Source organism: Nocardioides sp. (assembly GCF_025965415.1).
Classification (GTDB): Bacteria; Actinomycetota; Actinomycetes; order Propionibacteriales; family Nocardioidaceae; genus Nocardioides.
The window spans coordinates 1-15,246 of record NZ_JAOPWY010000064.1 but is presented as its reverse complement, the minus strand read 5'-3'; the positions used below and the strand labels follow the sequence as shown (position 1 = coordinate 15,246).

The window sequence follows — 15,246 nt, the reverse complement described above, 5'->3', positions numbered from 1 at the left end:
GACCCCTGGCACCACGGCGGTCGAACCGACCTGACCAACGCGGTCCTGCTCTGCCAGCACCACCACCACCGCGCCCACGACACCAGCCACCGCACCGACCTCCTCCCCAACGGCGACCTCCGCTTCCCCCGACGCAGATAGGAGCGGCGTCGGTGCCCAGTGCCTCGCTGCGGCTTCTGAGGCGCTCGTCAGCACCAGGGCGGGGCCAGGCCGCGAGAACGCCGATCGACCCCGAAGGCCGTCGGGGCGCTCACCCCTCCGGTGTGGAGAGGATGCCCTCGAGCTCGTCCATGGTGCTGGTGAAGGCGTCCTCGAGGTCCACGTCGTAGGCGTCGGCGAGCGTCAGGACGCTCCACAGGCAGTCGGCCAGCTCGTGGGCGAGCGCGTCGTCGAGATCGGGCCGGGGTCGCACTCCCGCCTTGCCCTGCACCAGCTTGGCGAGGTCGCCCACGTCGCCGAGGAAGCCGAGCATGATCTCCTCGGTCGTCCACGAGCGTCCGTAGCGGGAGGCCTCGACGTCGGCGTAGCGGGACCTGATCTCGCGGGCCCGCTCGTGCATCTGCTGGAAGTCCATGGGGACATTGTCGGGCCCGGGAGCGCGCTAGCGTCGGCGCATGGACGCACGGGAGCCGCTGGACCGGACGCCCGCGGAGGTCGCGGAGGCCGAGGAGTTCTTCCGCTGGTACGGCGACTGGGCGCCGCTCGACCCGGACGGCCTCGTGGACTTCATGGCCGGCTTCACCCGGCCGTGGTGGGTCGTCGGCGGCTGGTCGATCGAGGCCTTCACCGGACGGCGGCGCGAGCACGAGGACGTGGACCTGTCCCTGCTCGCCTGCGACCTCACTGCCTTCCGTGAGCACGTGGGTGATCGCTGGACCCTCTGGAGCAACCACGGCGGCACGCTGCGGCCCTTCAACGACCGGCACCCCGACGTGCTGGACGTGGCGAGCCAGGTCTGGGTGCGCCGGCGCGCCGCCGACCCGTGGATCATCGACCTCCCGATCACGCCGGACCGTGACGGGCTGTGGACGAGCAAGCGCGACCCCGACCACGTCGCCCCTCTCGAGGACGTCACGTGGGTGGACGGAGGTGGGGTGCGCTACCTGCGCCCCGAGATCACCCTGCTCTACAAGGCTGTGCTCCACCGACCCAAGGACGACCGCGACCTCGCGGTGACGTGGCCCCTGCTCGGCACCGCCGAGCAGGACTGGCTGCGCGAGGCCGTGGACCGCCTCTACCCGGACCACCCCTGGCGGGAGCGGCTGGCCTGACTCAGGCGGACCTGGCCCAGGCCAGTGCCTGCGCGCTCAGCTCTCGGGTGGACAGGCCGAGCTCGCGACGTACGACGTCCTCCGCCTCGGCCCAGGTGGAGAACCGGGTGGTGCGGAACGCGCGGACGAGGTCCCACAACACGTCCTCGCCGCGGGTGGTGGCGACGTAGTCGCAGACCAGCGCCGCCAGGTTGTAGTTCACGTCCGGGTCGCGGGTGTAGAACCGTGAGCTCGGCTCGAGCGCGATGGCGGGAGTCGCGCCCAGCCGCTGGGCCGCGATGCGGCGACGGTCGTCGACCGCGAAGGTCGTCCGGGCGACGTACTCGGCAGCGCCCTCCACCAGCCAGACGGGGGAGCGGTCGTCCGTGGTTCCCAGGGCGACGTGGACCAGCTCGTGCCGGAACACCAGCCCGCGCGAGACGACGTCGCGGACCACCGTGGGGTTCAGGACGAACCGATAGGCGGCCACCGGTCCGCCCTCGCGCGACAGCACCGGAAACGCCACTCCGGCGGTGTCGTCGACCGTCATCGGGCTCATCTTGTCGATCGCCGTGACGTCGGACGTGCCGTAGGCGACGAACCTCCGCGACCAGTCCGGAAGGTGGTCGCCCACGAGCTCCGTCGCGTCCGCGAGGTCGCTCATCACGTAGTCGGCGTGGTCGATCGTCTCGTCGTCGAAGATCGCGAGGATGCCGTCGGATCGTCGTACGTCGATGTGTGCCAGGTCCCACGGAGCCGGCGTCCAGCCGGTCTTCGCGTCGATCTGGATGTTGCGGTCGTTGGCGAGGAGCGCGTCCTCGCCGCTGCGGACGAACGTCCACACCATGCGCTGGGTCACCGGACGCTTGTCGAAGCCGCGCAGGCGCATCGTGAAGTCCACGGGGAGCTGCAGGTCGCCGTCCCCGGCGACCTGTGACATCACGGCCTCGTCGCCGAGCTCGTACGACACGTCGCCCACCGGCAGCAGGGCCAGGTTGTCGAACCAGCGCGCCTGCGTCGCCGAGAATCCGAGCTCGTCCGGGTCGACTGTCGCGAGGAACGCCTCGCGGTCACCGTCGCGGAGGGCACGCTCGCGCGTCTCGACGAGCGCGAGGGCGACCTCGCGGAGCGACTCGTCCATCCCCGGCGCGGCTGTGGAGCGCTCCGCGGGCTTCGGTGCGGGCGCGGCGTCCTCCGCCTGGCACGCCAGCACCGGGAGCAGCAGGAGACAGGCGAACAGGGCCCGGGACGCACGCATGCCGGGGAGACTAGGTGAAGCGACGGACGCGCGGAGGGGGTTCGCAGGTTCGCCCCGTAGGCTTGGCAGGTCATGACCAAGCCGCTCGTCTACCTCGACCACGCCGCGACCACGCCGATGCTGCCGGTGGCGGTCGAGGCGATGACCCGCCAGCTCACCGGCGTCGGCAACGCGAGCTCGCTCCACGCCTCCGGGCGAGGGGCCCGACGGGTCGTCGAGGAGTCGCGCGAGACGATCGCCGGTGTCATCGGGGCCCGCCCCGCCGACGTGGTCTTCACCTCGGGCGGCACCGAGTCCGACAACCTCGCCCTCAAGGGGATCTTCTGGGCGCGACGCGAGCAGGACCCGCGTCGGACCCGCATCCTCTCCACCGCCATCGAGCACCACGCCGTCCTCGACCCGCTGCACTGGCTGGGCAAGTACGACCACGCCGACGTCGAGCTGCTCCCGGTCTCGTCCGAGGGCGTCCTGGACCTCGACGCGCTCCGGGAGTCGATCGCCCGGGACCCCGGGTCCGTCGCCCTCGTCTCGGTCATGTGGGCCAACAACGAGGTCGGCTCGCTGCAGCCGCTCGACGAGGTGGTGGCCATCGCGGCCGAGCACCGGATCCCCGTGCACACCGACGCCGTGCAGGCGCTCGGGCAGGTGCCGGTGGACTTCGCCGAGTCGGGCGTCGACGCGCTGACCTTCACCGGCCACAAGGTCGGTGGCCCCTACGGCGTCGGCGCACTCGTCGTACGCCGTGACCTGTCGGTGAGCGCGCTCGTGCACGGCGGCGGCCAGGAGCGCGACATCCGCAGCGGCACCCTCGACGTCCCGGCCATCGCCGGCCTCGCCGCCGCGGTCGAGTCGTCGGTCAAGACCCAGCACGAGCACGCCGTGCGCGTCGCCCAGCTGCGCGACGACCTCGTGCGCCGCGTCATCGAGGTCGTCCCCGACGCCCACCTGCACGGAGCCCCTGCGGGCCCCGGTCGCCTGCCCGGCAACGCCCACCTCGGCTTCCCCGGCTGCGAGGGCGACTCGATGCTGATGCTGCTCGACGCGCGCGGGATCGAGTGCTCGACCGGCTCGGCCTGCTCGGCCGGTGTGCCCCAGCCCTCCCACGTGCTGCTCGCGATGGGCTGCGACGACGACCAGGCCCGGCACTCGCTGCGGTTCTCGCTCGGCCACACGACCGTCCCCTCCGACATCGACGCGCTGGTCGAGGCGATCGGTCCGGTCGTCGAGCGTGCGCGAGCCGCCAGGGGCCAGTGATGGCGTGGCTCCCATGAAGGTGGTCGCCGCCATGTCGGGCGGAGTGGACTCGGCTGTCGCCGCCGCCCGTGCCGTCGAGGCCGGGCACGAGGTCACGGGCGTGCACCTGGCCCTGAGCCGCAACCCGGCGTCGTACCGCTCCGGCGCCCGCGGCTGCTGCACCATCGAGGACAGCAACGACGCCCGTCGGGCCGCGGACGTGATCGGCATCCCGTTCTACGTCTGGGACCTGTCCGACCGCTTCCACGAGGACGTCGTGGAGGACTTCATGGACGAGTACGCCGCCGGGCGCACGCCCAACCCGTGCCTGCGGTGCAACGAGAAGATCAAGTTCGCCGCCGTGCTCGACCGCGCCCTGGCGCTGGGCTTCGACGCCGTCGCGACCGGCCACTACGCGCAGCTGCGCACGGGCGCGGACGGGCTGATCGAGATGCACCGCGCCGCCGACCACGGCAAGGACCAGTCCTACGTCCTCGGAGTGCTGACGCAGGAGCAGCTGAAGCACTCGATGTTCCCGCTGGGCGACACCGACAAGCCCGCCGTACGCCGCGAGGCCGAGGCCCGCGGGCTGCTGGTGGCGGACAAGCCCGACTCCCACGACATCTGCTTCGTCGCCGACGGCGACAACGCCGGCTGGCTGCGCGAGAAGCTCGGCGACCGGGCCCCCAACCACGGAGGCGACATCGTCGACGCGACCACCGGTGAGACCGTCGGCAGCCACACCGGCACCTACGGCTTCACGATCGGCCAGCGCCGGGGGCTGCGCCTCGGCACGCCGGCGCCCGACGGCAAGCCCCGCTTCGTCCTCGACATCGAGCCGGTCAGCGGGACCGTGACGGTCGGGCCGCGCGATCGCCTGGCGGTGGGCCACATCGCCGGCATCCGGCCGCGCTGGTGCGGCTCGGTGCCGCACCGCGTCGAGGGCACCGTGCAGTTGCGTGCCCACGGCGCCGAGCACCGCGCGGTCGTGCAGGTCTCCGGCGACCGGGTCGACATCGACCTCCTCGAGCCGGCCGAGGGCATCGCACCCGGCCAGGCCGCCGTGATCTACGACGGCACGCGCGTCGTCGGCTCGGCCACGATCGAGTCGACCCGCCCTGTCGGCGCCCACGGATGACGACTCGATGAGCACCGCGACCGGCGTCGGGTCACTGCCGGGCGAGGACTTCGCCGAGGCCGTGCGCCTCGTGCTCGGCGAGCTGCCCGACCTGCCGCACGTGCCCGAGGTGCCGGGGCGCGGGGTCACCGCCGCGATGACCGGCCGCGGCCTCGCCGTCGTGGCCGGGCTCGCCGCCGACCTGCAGCCCGCCGGCTGGCGGCTGACCGATGCCAGCGGCGTCGACCACCGCCGGGCGCGCTCCCTGCTCGCGCAGGACCTCGACGTCGTCGAGGAGCTGACGCAGGGCTACGTGGGCGCCTTCAAGACGCAGGTCGCCGGACCGTGGACGCTGGCCGCGACGGTCGAGAAGCCCCGCGGCGACAAGGTCCTGAGCGACCACGGTGCCCGGCGGGAGCTGGCACAGGCGCTCGCCGAGGGGGTGTCGGTCCACCTCGCCGACCTGCGCCGCCGGCTGAGCGGGGTGGACCGCTGGATCGTGCAGGTCGACGAGCCCGCCCTCGCCGCCGTCGTCAACGCCCAGGTCCCGACCGCCAGCGGGTTCGGTCGGCACCGCCGCGTCGATCCGCCCGAGGCCTCCGCCCACCTGGAGTGGGTGGTCGCGGCGATCACCGACGCGGGGGCCGAGGCGTGGGTGCACTCGTGCGCCCCGGAGACGCCCTGGTCGCTCGTCGCCGGCACCGGGGTCGTGGGTCTCTCCGCGGATCTCGACCAGCTCGGCGCGGGTGACCTCGACGTCGTCGCCGAGGCGCTGGAGGCCGGTCGTACGACGGCGCTCGGGGTCGTGCCCTCCACCGACCCGTCCACGACGCCGTCGGACGCGCGCGTCACCGAGCGCGTGCAGCGCCTCCTCGACATGCTCGGGCTCGACCAGGAGGTGGTGGGGGAGCACCTGGTGGTGACCCCGACCTGCGGCCTGGCCGGAGCCGGCGGTGACTGGGCACGACAGGCGCTGCGCCTGGCGTCGACGGTGGCGCGCAACCTCTGAGCTCAGCGGTCGGGCTGGGGGACCTGCGCGCCGACTACCTCGAGGCTCGCCTCCAGGGCGACGTCGTGCCAGCGGCCGGACCCGGTCAGCATGTAGTGACCGAGCGCTCCCATGTCGCGCAGCTCGGCGCTGTCGGCGACGGAGCGCGCGCGCTCGACGTAGCGGGTCGTCTCGCGGAACGACGTGATCCGGTCGCGTCGACCGTGCGCGGCCCTGAGGGTCCGGCCGGCCAGCGTGGCGACGGGATCCTCCGACGACCACCAGGGCGCGAGACCGACCACGCCGCGCACCGATGGGTCGTCGGCGACATGGACCGCCACCCGGGCCCCCATGGAGTGGCCGAGCAGGACGACGGGTACGTCGCCGTGGGCCGCGCGCAGCTCGTCGAGCGCCCAGCGGGCGTCGTCCGCGCGGTCGGTGCCGCCGTTCCAGCCCCGCTCGCGGTAGCGCAGCAGCCAGGTGCCGACCTCCGCCTCGAGGACACGCTGCGCGATGTCGCGCTGGAGCCACAGGGCGCGGCGCCAGGAGGCGCTGCGGCCGTCGATCGCCTGGCGCGAGCGCGGCTTGCCGCCGTGGAGCACCAGAATCATGGCCCGGGGGCTGCCGGGAGTGTCGTACTTCGTGAGGAGCGGGTCGGTCACGACTCTCCTTCGGAGTGGTGGCTGCCAACGGATGGGACGAGAAACCGGACGAGGGAGGACCTCCGTCGCCGGAGATCCTCCCTCGCGCGTGGTGCGGGTGGTGGCGGGGTCAGTGGACCGCGACGCCCTCGGGAGCGGACTCGGTGGCCAGCTCCTCGTGCTTGACGTCGAGGAACAGCCACACGATGACCGACGCGGCGATCATCATCGCGAAGCCGACCAGGAAGGCGCTGGTGGCGCCGTCCGCGAAGCCGACGATGCCGGCGACCTGGCCGATCTGGTCGGGCGTCATCTGGCCCTGGGCGGCCGCTCCCAGCTGCGGAGCGATCTCCTCGGCGCGGTTCGTCGAGTAGTGCAGCGCCACGGTGCTGAGGGTCGCCAGGCCCAGGGCGCCGCCGACCTGCTGCATGGTGTTGAGCACGCCGGAGCCGATGCCGGAGTCCTGGGCGCGGAGGCGGTGCACCGCGACCAGGGTGAGCGGCACGAAGTTGAGCCCCATGCCGAAGGCCATCAGCACGATGAACGGCAGGATGTGCGTCCAGTAGTTGACGCCGTCACCGAGGTAGCCGCCGCCAGCAGTGACGCTGAGGATGTCGGAGGCGCTGTCGGGCACGTCGAGCCGGCTGAAGCCGAACAGGGCCGTGGCCGAGAGCAGGGTGCCGATGCCGGACAGGAAGCGCGGGTCGACGGTGCTGATCAGCTTGGAGGCCGTGGTCGCCGAGATGATCATCGCGACCGAGAACGGCAGGAACGCGAAGCCGGTGTGCAGCGGGCTGTAGCCCACGACCAGCTGGATGAAGAGCGACAGGAAGAAGAACATCGCGAACATCGCGGCCGGGACGATCATCATGACCGCGAAGGCGGTGGCACGGTTCTTGCTCAGGAAGATGCGGAAGGGCAGCAGCGGGTGCTCGACGCGGGACTCGATCAGGATGAACAGGCCGAGCAGGGCGACGCCCGCCACGAGGCTGGCGATGGTGCTCGTGGCACCCCAGCCGTACTCCTCCTGGCCGGCCCGGCTGAGGCCGAACACGATGGCGAGCAGGCCGAAGGTGCCGGTGATGGCACCGGGGACGTCGAGCTCGCCGGCGTGGCGCTCGGACTCGTCGAAGAAGCGCGGCGCGAAGACGGCGGCGATGAGGCCGATCGGGACCACGATGAGGAAGGTGTAGCGCCAGCCGGCGATGCCGAGCGGGTGGTCGAGCCCGGTGAGCCAGCCCCCGAGGACCAGGCCGACCGCGGCACCGACGCCCGCCATGGCGGCGTACACGGCGAAGGCGCGGTTGCGCTCCTTGCCGGCGGGGAAGGTGGTGGCGATGAGCGCGAGCGCGGCGGGGGAGGCCATCGCCGCACCCAGGCCCTGGAAGGCCCGCGCGCCGAGCAGCATGACCTCGTTCTGGGCGGCACCGCCGACCAGCGAGGCGACGGCGAACAGCAGCACGCCACCCATGAAGACCAGGCGGCGGCCGTAGAGGTCGGCCAACCGCCCGCCCAGGAGGAGGAAGCCACCGAAGGTGAGGGCGTAGCCCGTCACGATCCACTGCAGGTTGGCCTGGTCGATGTCGAGGTCGGCACCGATGTAGGGAAGGGCGATGTTGGCGATGGTGCTGTCGAGCACCACCATCAGCTGCGCGAGCGAGATGAGCACGAGGGCCCAGCGCAGGCGCTTGTGCTGGGCGGGAGTCACCTCGTCGGCAACGGGAGCCAGGTCGGTCATGGGAGTCCTTCGTCGGAGCGGGTCGGGTACGAGTGCAGCGAGGGGGTCCGACGCTCGGTCGGGCCGTGGTCAGGCGGTCGGGCCGTGGAGAGCGGCGGGGAGGATGACTTCGTCGAGGACGCGCCCGACGAGCTCGGGGGTGACGTCGTCGCCGAGGAGGAACGCGCGGTGCAGCACGATCCCGGCGAGCGACGGGGCGAGCACCGCGAGGTCGACGTCCGGGTGGACCTCGCCGCGGGTGCGCGCGCGTTCGTAGATGGCGCGGGAGACGGCGATCTTGGGGCCGATGAAGTCACGCCGGTAGACCTCGGCGAACTCCGGATCCCGGCCCATGGCGGTGACCACCGCGGAGAGGACGGACTGCGCGAGCGGGTCGTCGAGCCCGCCGCTGGCACCGCAGTAGGCCTCGAGCAGGTCGCCGCGGAGGGTGCCGGTGTCGGGCACGACGGCCTCGCCCTTGTGCGCCATGATCGCGGCCACGACGAGCTCGGGCTTGCCCTTCCAACGGCGGTAGAGCGTGGCCTTGGACGCCTTGGCCCGCGCGGCGACGGCGTCCATGGTGAGCAGGTCGTAGCCCACCTCGTCGAGGACCTGGAGGGTCGCCTCGAAGATCTCCAGCTCGCGCTCGCCCTCCACGCGGGGGCGGGTGCCTGTCTCGGTCGGGGTCACGGTGCTCTCTCTGGGTGAAGGCTGGGGGGGAGGGTCGTCACGATGAAACGGAACGGTTTCGTTTCCTCAACGGGAGGATAGGCAGATCTATTCCGATGGAACAAATCAGTTTCATCCGGTCCAGACCGATGGGATCCGCTGCCCACCGCGACCCGGCGAGGGCGAGCGGCCGGTGTCGGTGACGACCGGCAGACTGTGTCCATGAGCACGCCGGATGAGACCCCCGCGGAGCAGGAAGTCGACCCACGATTTCCCGATGCGCAAGCGCGACATGACTACCTGAGCGAACAAGTCAACGATGCTCGCTTCCAGTACTACGTTCTGAACGCCCCGAGCCTCTCCGATGCTGAATTCGACGTCTTGTTTCGCGAGCTGCAAGAGATCGAGGAAGAGTTTCCTCAACTGCAGTACGTCGATTCGCCGACGCAGCGAGTTGGCAAACTCTCAACTCTCTTCACGCCTGTCGACCACCTCCAGCGCATGGAGTCGCTGGACAACGCCTTCACCACCGACGAGCTCGCCGCGTGGTACGCCCGCATCCTGCGCGAGGGCATCGAGGCGCCGGCGCTGCTGTGCGAGCTGAAGGTCGACGGGCTCGCGATCAACCTGCTCTACGAGGAGGGACGCCTGGTCCGCGCCCTGACGCGGGGCGACGGGCGCACGGGCGAGGACGTCACGCCCAACGTCAAGACCATCGCGTCCGTGCCCCACCGGCTCACCGGCACCGACGAGCACCCGGTGCCTGCCCTCGTCGAGGTGCGCGGCGAGGTGTTCTTGCCGTCCGAGGCCTTCGAGCGGCTCAACGCCGCGATGGTCGAGGCCGGCAAGCCGATGTTCGCCAACCCGCGCAACGCCGCGGCGGGCTCACTGCGGCAGAAGGACCCCCGGGTGACGGCGACCCGCGACCTGGGGATGGTCTGCCACGGCATCGGCGCGCGCGAGGGCTTCGAGCCCACGTCGCAGAGCACGGCGTACGACGCCCTGCGCACCTGGGGGCTGCCGACCTCCGAGCAGGTCAGGGTCGTGCCGACGCTGGCGGACGTCGAGGAGTTCATCGCCCACGTCGGCGAGCACCGCCACACGATCGTCGGCTACGAGATCGACGGCCTCGTGGTGAAGGTCGACGACGTCTCGCTGCAGCGGCGCCTGGGCTCGACCAGCCGGGCGCCGCGCTGGGCGATCGCGTTCAAGTACCCGCCCGAGGAAGTCAACACCGTCCTGCTCTCGATCGAGGTCAACGTCGGTCGCACCGGCCGGGTCACGCCGTACGGCGTCATGGAACCCACCAAGGTGGCCGGCTCCACCGTCGAGAACGCGACCCTCCACAACGCCCACGAGGTGTCGCGCAAGGACGTCCGCCCAGGGGACACCGTGATCCTGCGCAAGGCCGGCGACGTGATCCCCGAGATCCTCGGTCCCGTGCTGGCGCTGCGACCCAAGGGCCTGAAGCCCTGGAAGATGCCGACGAGGTGTCCGGCCTGCGGCACCCCGCTCGCCCAGCAGAAGGAGGGCGACAAGGACCTGCGCTGCCCCAACCACGAGAAGTGCCCGGCGCAGGTGCGCGAGCGCGTCTTCCACGTCGCCGGGCGCGGGGCCTTCGACATCGAGGGCCTGGGCTACGAGGCGGCCGTGGCGCTGCTCGACGCGGGGGCGCTGGTCAACGAAGGGGGAGTGGCCAACGAGGGCGCCCTGTTCGACCTCGACGAGGCGGCGCTGATGAAGGTGCCGCTGTTCACCCGCGCCCCCCGGAAGGGGGAGGAGGGTCCGCAGCTCTCCGCCAACGGCCTGCGCCTGCTGGCCAACCTCCACCAGCGCAAGGCCGAGGTGCCGCTGTGGCGGGTGCTGGTCGCCCTGTCGATCCGCCACGTCGGTCCGACCGCGGCCCGCGCGCTGGCCACCCAGTTCGGCTCGATGGCCGCGATCCGCGAGGCCGACGAGGAGACCCTGGCCAACACCGACGGCGTCGGCCCGACGATCGCCGCGTCCGTGCGCGACTGGCTCGACGGCGAGGGCGCCGCCTGGCACACCGCGATCATCGACAGCTGGGCCGCGGCGGGCGTCGCGATGGCCGACGAGCGCGACGAGTCGATCGCCCGCACCCTGGAGGGCCTGACGATCGTCGCGACCGGCTCGCTCCAGACCTACACGCGCGACTCGGTGAAGGAGGCGATCATCAGCCGCGGCGGCAAGGCGTCGGGGTCGGTGTCGAAGAAGACCGACTACGTCGTCGTCGGCGAGAACGCCGGGTCGAAGGCCGACAAGGCCGAGCAGCTCGGCGTCCCGGTCCTCGACGAGGACCAGTTCACCGTGCTGCTGGAGAAGGGTCCGGAGGGGCTGGCGACCTAGCGCGAGGGGTCTCTGGGGCGCAGGATGCGGTAGGAGCACCGGAACGACAATCTCTTGGGAGTCCACATGCGTCTCGTCACCATCCTGCTCGCCGCGGCGGCGCTGGCCGCACCGGTCCTTGCTGTGCCGTCGGCCCAGGCCGCCGCGGTCACCTGCGGTGGCATCAAGGCCACGATCGTCGGCAACAACAGGGCCAACCAGATCACCGGCACCGCCAAGCGGGACGTCATCGTTGCCCGAGGCGGCAACGACACCATCCGCGGGATCGGCGGCAACGACGTCATCTGTGGTGGGGACGGCGCCGACTCGATCCTCGGTGGTGACGGCAACGACCGCATCTTCGGCGAGACCGACTCACTGAAGATCGACCAGTTCGGCCGCATCGTGAAGAAGGGCGACACGATCTCCGGCGGCGCGGGCGACGACGCGATCGACCTGGGCTACGACCCCCGCCCCGCCGGCGAGGGCACCCGGGTGCTGCTCGACGGCGTCTCGTACGCCAACGCCCCCGCCGCGGTCGTCGTCGACTTCCGGGCCAGCTTCTTGGTGCCGATCGCTGCGGAGGGCAGCGACACCGTCACCGGCTTCAACGGCGGCATCCGGATCTTCGGCTCGCCGCTCGGCGACACGATCAAGGGCACCAACGCAGCCGACGACATCTTCGCCCGCGGGGGCGACGACACGATCTTCGGCCGCGGGGGCGACGACACGATCGGCGCCGACACCAGCGGGACGCTGGGCAACGACCGCATCTACGGCGAGGCGGGGGACGACACCCTCACCGGCACCGTCGGCGCCGACACCTTCGTCGGCGGCACCGGCGAGGACACGCTCACCTCGACCTCCGAGCTGCACCAGTCGTTCCGCGGCGGGGGAGGCGTCGACGCCCTCACCTTCCCGATCCCGGCCGAGTCGGGCTTCGTGGCCAAGGGGCACGGCGGCCAGGACAAGCTGCGCCTGCTGCCCAACTCCAACCCCGCGATCAAGCCGACCGTGCGCATCGACCAGCTCGGCAAGACGCGGATCAGCGACCTCCCCTTCACGATCGAGGGCAAGATCACCGGCTTCAGCGACGTGGTCCTGCCGGCCCGCGCGCTCACGATCTTCAAGGGCAGCAACGACTCGGAGGTCATCACCGCCGACCCCGACTACCGCGTGATGATCTACGGCCGCGGTGGCGCCGACCTGCTGACCGGCTCGGACGAGCCCGACCGGCTCGACGGCGGCAAGGGCTTCGACATCGCCCGCGGCCGCGGCGGCAACGACACCTGCAAGGCGGCGGAGAAGCGCTCGAGCTGCTGACGCATCGGCACCGCGTCGGTCACTCCGCCCGAGCCTCGACAAGAGGCCCGGGCGGAGCTGCGTCCGGTTCGTCCCTAGGATTGACCCCATGCCCGAGATCCCTGGATTGAGCAGCCCGCGAGGAACGAGCAGGCGTGTCGAAATTTCCCGCGAGGAAGTGGCCCACCTGGCCGCCCTCGCCCGCATCGACCTCTCCGACGCCGAGCTCGACCACCTGGCGCCGCAGCTCAGCGTCATCCTCGAGTCCGTCGCCTCCATCACCGGTGTCGCGGGGGACGACGTGCCGCCCACCTCGCACGCGATCCCGCTGACCAACGTGTTCCGCGAGGACGTCGTCGTGCCCGGCCTCACCGCCGAGGAGGCGCTCTCCGGCGCCCCGGCCGTGGAGGACCAGCGCTTCTCGGTGCCGCGGATCCTGGACGAGGAGGCCTGATGACCACGCCACCGATCCTCACCTCGACCGCGGCCGCCATGGCCGACGACCTCGCCGCGGGCCGGGTCACCTCGACCCAGCTCACCGAGGCCCACCTCGACCGCATCGACGCCGTCGACACGGCTGCCGACGGCCGGGGCGTCCACGCCTTCCTGCACGTCGATCGCGAGGGTGCGCTGGCCCAGGCCGCCGACTCCGACGCCCGCCGGGCGCGCGGCGAGGCACGCGGCCCGCTCGACGGCGTACCGATCGCGGTCAAGGACGTGCTCGTCACCCGCGGGCTCCCGACGACCTGCGGCTCGAAGATCCTCGAGGGCTGGGTCCCGCCCTACGACGCCACCGTGGTCCAGCGGCTCCGGGTGGCCGGGCTGCCATCCTCGGCAAGACCAACATGGACGAGTTCGCGATGGGCTCTTCCACCGAGCACTCCGCCTACGGCCCGACCCGCAACCCGTGGGACCTCGACCGGATCCCCGGCGGCTCCGGCGGTGGCTCTGCGGCGGCGGTCGCGTCCTTCCAGGCCCCGCTCGCGATCGGCACCGACACCGGTGGCTCGATCCGCCAGCCCGGCGCCGTCACCGGCACCGTCGGCGTGAAGCCGACGTACGGCGGGGTGTCGCGCTACGGCCTCGTCGCCCTGGCCAACAGCCTCGACCAGGCCGGTCCGGTCACCCGCACCGTGCTCGACTCGGCGATGCTGCACGACGTCATCGGCGGGCACGACCTGCGCGACTCCACGTCGATCAAGCAGGAGTGGCCCTCCTTCACGGAGGCAGCCGCCCAGGGCGCGACCGGCGACATGACCGGCGTCAGGGTCGGCGTCATCACCGAGCTTGCGGGCGACGGCTGGCAGCCGGGCGTGATGCAGCGCTTCGACGAGTCCGTCCAGCTGCTGGTCGAGGCCGGCGCCGAGGTCGTGGAGGTGTCCTGCCCGTCCTTCGTGCACGCGCTCGCGGCCTACTACCTGATCCTGCCGGCGGAGGCGTCGAGCAACCTCGCGAAGTTCGACGCGATGCGCTTCGGCCTCCGCGTCACTCCCGAGGGGAACCCGTCGGCGGAGGACGTCATGCGCGCCACCCGCGACGCCGGCTTCGGCGACGAGGTCAAGCGCCGCATCATCCTCGGCACCTACGCGCTGTCGAGCGGCTACTACGACGCCTACTACGGCCAGGCCCAGAAGATCCGCACGCTCATCACCCGCGACTTCGAGGCCGCGTTCGAGCGCGTCGACGTGCTCGTGTCGCCGACCGCCCCGACGACGGCGTTCAAGCTGGGGGAGAAGCTCGACGACCCGATGGCGATGTACCTCAACGACCTCGCCACGATCCCCGCCAACCTCTCCGGCGTGCCCGGCATCTCGGTGCCCAACGGGCTGGCCGAGGAGGACGGCCTGCCGAGCGGCTTCCAGGTCCTGGCCCCCGCTCTGGCCGACGACCGCGTCTACCGCGTGGGCGCCGCCCTCGAGAGGCTGCTCACCGACCAGTGGGGCGGACCCCTGCTCGACCGAGCGCCCGCCCTGGCCACCCAGCCCGCAGAGAAGCCCGCAGAGAAGGAGGTCGCGCGATGACCGACGCCCTGATGCCGTACGACGACGTGCTGGCGGCGTTCGACCCGGCCCTCGGGCTCGAGGTCCACGTCGAGCTCAACACCGCGTCGAAGATGTTCTGCGGCTGCCCGGCCACCTTCGGCGGCGAGCCCAACTCCGGTGTGTGCCCGACCTGCCTCGGCCTGCCCGGTGCGATGCCGGTGGTCAACGCCAAGGCCGTCGAGTCCGCGATCCGCATCGGCCTGGCACTCAACTGCGACATCGCCGAGTGGTGCCGCTTCGCCCGGAAGAACTACTTCTACCCGGACATGCCGAAGAACTTCCAGACGTCGCAGTACGACGAGCCGATCGCCTTCGACGGCTGGATGGACGTCACTGTGCCGACCGCGGACGGCGACGGTGAGACCTACCGCGTCGAGATCGAGCGCGCCCACCTGGAGGAGGACACCGGCAAGTCGCTGCACGTCGGCGGCGCCACCGGCCGGATCCACGGCGCCGACCACTCGCTGGTCGACAACAACCGGGCCGGCAACCCGCTCGTCGAGATCGTCACCTAGCCGGTCACCGGCAGCGGCGCGATGCCGGCCGAGGTCGCCAAGGCCTACGTGGCCGAGCTGCGCGACGTGCTGCGCGGCCTGGGCGTCAGCGACGTGAAGATGGAGCAGGGCTCGCTGCGCTGCGACGTCAACGTCTCGCTCAACCGGCCCGGTGAGGAGTGGGGCACC

13 protein-coding genes and 2 pseudogenes are annotated in these 15,246 nt (G+C 71.8%); 10 read left to right on the top strand and 5 right to left on the bottom strand.

Features of this window, described 5'->3' with window-relative positions:
• Positions 1 to 141 (top strand): HNH endonuclease (locus JWN97_RS21195; protein ID WP_363321262.1); only part of this gene is annotated, 141 nt, incomplete at its 5' end.
• Between the two features lie 109 nt (positions 142 to 250).
• Here the strand turns inward: JWN97_RS21195 and JWN97_RS07130 are convergent.
• Positions 251 to 574 (bottom strand): MazG nucleotide pyrophosphohydrolase domain-containing protein, encoded by a 324-nt coding sequence (locus JWN97_RS07130; protein WP_297620565.1) that lies wholly within the window; start codon positions 572 to 574, stop codon positions 251 to 253.
• Between the two features lie 40 nt (positions 575 to 614).
• Here JWN97_RS07130 and JWN97_RS07125 point away from each other — a divergent pair, with 40 nt between their 5' ends.
• Complete coding sequence (locus tag JWN97_RS07125; protein WP_297620562.1) at positions 615 to 1,271, top strand: hypothetical protein; 657 nt, start codon at positions 615 to 617, stop codon at positions 1,269 to 1,271.
• A gap of 1 nt (position 1,272) precedes the next feature.
• On the opposite strand, the gene JWN97_RS07120 is transcribed toward JWN97_RS07125, so the two are convergent.
• Positions 1,273 to 2,508 carry a hypothetical protein gene (locus JWN97_RS07120; RefSeq protein ID WP_297620559.1) on the bottom strand — a complete coding sequence of 412 codons (1,236 nt, stop codon included), beginning with the start codon at positions 2,506 to 2,508 and terminating at the stop codon, positions 1,273 to 1,275.
• A gap of 72 nt (positions 2,509 to 2,580) precedes the next feature.
• Here JWN97_RS07120 and JWN97_RS07115 point away from each other — a divergent pair, with 72 nt between their 5' ends.
• From JWN97_RS07115 to JWN97_RS07105, 3 genes are read left to right on the top strand one after another with little or no spacing between them, the layout of a single operon-like run.
• Positions 2,581 to 3,762, top strand: a complete 1,182-nt coding sequence (locus JWN97_RS07115; RefSeq protein ID WP_297620556.1) for a cysteine desulfurase family protein — start codon at positions 2,581 to 2,583, stop codon at positions 3,760 to 3,762.
• A gap of 13 nt (positions 3,763 to 3,775) precedes the next feature.
• Positions 3,776 to 4,879 carry a tRNA 2-thiouridine(34) synthase MnmA gene (mnmA, locus tag JWN97_RS07110; protein WP_297620568.1) on the top strand — a complete coding sequence of 368 codons (1,104 nt, stop codon included), beginning with the start codon at positions 3,776 to 3,778 and terminating at the stop codon, positions 4,877 to 4,879.
• A gap of 7 nt (positions 4,880 to 4,886) precedes the next feature.
• Positions 4,887 to 5,867 carry a methionine synthase gene (locus tag JWN97_RS07105; protein WP_297620553.1) on the top strand — a complete coding sequence of 327 codons (981 nt, stop codon included), beginning with the start codon at positions 4,887 to 4,889 and terminating at the stop codon, positions 5,865 to 5,867.
• Positions 5,868 to 5,869: 2 nt separating this feature from the next.
• On the opposite strand, the gene JWN97_RS07100 is transcribed toward JWN97_RS07105, so the two are convergent.
• The 3 genes from JWN97_RS07100 to JWN97_RS07090 form a co-directional block, all read right to left on the bottom strand.
• On the bottom strand, positions 5,870 to 6,508 hold the full coding sequence (locus JWN97_RS07100) for an alpha/beta fold hydrolase (RefSeq protein WP_297620550.1): 639 nt from the start codon (positions 6,506 to 6,508) through the stop codon (positions 5,870 to 5,872).
• A 109-nt stretch (positions 6,509 to 6,617) separates the two neighbouring features.
• Positions 6,618 to 8,225, bottom strand: a complete 1,608-nt coding sequence (locus JWN97_RS07095; RefSeq protein ID WP_297620547.1) for a DHA2 family efflux MFS transporter permease subunit — start codon at positions 8,223 to 8,225, stop codon at positions 6,618 to 6,620.
• Between the two features lie 69 nt (positions 8,226 to 8,294).
• The gene (locus JWN97_RS07090) at positions 8,295 to 8,894 is read right to left on the bottom strand and encodes a TetR/AcrR family transcriptional regulator (protein ID WP_297620544.1); all 600 of its coding nucleotides are present in this window, start codon (positions 8,892 to 8,894) and stop codon (positions 8,295 to 8,297) included.
• Positions 8,895 to 9,095: 201 nt separating this feature from the next.
• On the opposite strand from JWN97_RS07090, the gene ligA reads away from it, so the two are divergent.
• From ligA to JWN97_RS07065, 5 genes and pseudogenes are all read left to right on the top strand, one after another.
• Positions 9,096 to 11,240 (top strand): NAD-dependent DNA ligase LigA, encoded by a 2,145-nt coding sequence (gene ligA, locus JWN97_RS07085; RefSeq protein WP_297620542.1) that lies wholly within the window; start codon positions 9,096 to 9,098, stop codon positions 11,238 to 11,240.
• Between the two features lie 66 nt (positions 11,241 to 11,306).
• Positions 11,307 to 12,542: a calcium-binding protein gene (locus tag JWN97_RS07080; RefSeq protein WP_297620539.1), complete on the top strand. Its 1,236-nt coding sequence runs from the start codon at positions 11,307 to 11,309 to the stop codon at positions 12,540 to 12,542.
• A gap of 88 nt (positions 12,543 to 12,630) precedes the next feature.
• Positions 12,631 to 12,975 carry an Asp-tRNA(Asn)/Glu-tRNA(Gln) amidotransferase subunit GatC gene (gene gatC, locus JWN97_RS07075; RefSeq protein WP_297620535.1) on the top strand — a complete coding sequence of 115 codons (345 nt, stop codon included), beginning with the start codon at positions 12,631 to 12,633 and terminating at the stop codon, positions 12,973 to 12,975.
• Positions 12,975 to 14,542, top strand: a pseudogene (gene gatA / locus JWN97_RS07070) (Asp-tRNA(Asn)/Glu-tRNA(Gln) amidotransferase subunit GatA). Before gatC ends, gatA begins: the two are co-directional and overlap by 1 nt.
• A pseudogene (locus JWN97_RS07065) lies at positions 14,539 to 15,246 on the top strand (Asp-tRNA(Asn)/Glu-tRNA(Gln) amidotransferase GatCAB subunit B); the annotation flags it as partial. The pseudogenes gatA and JWN97_RS07065, both read left to right, overlap by 4 nt.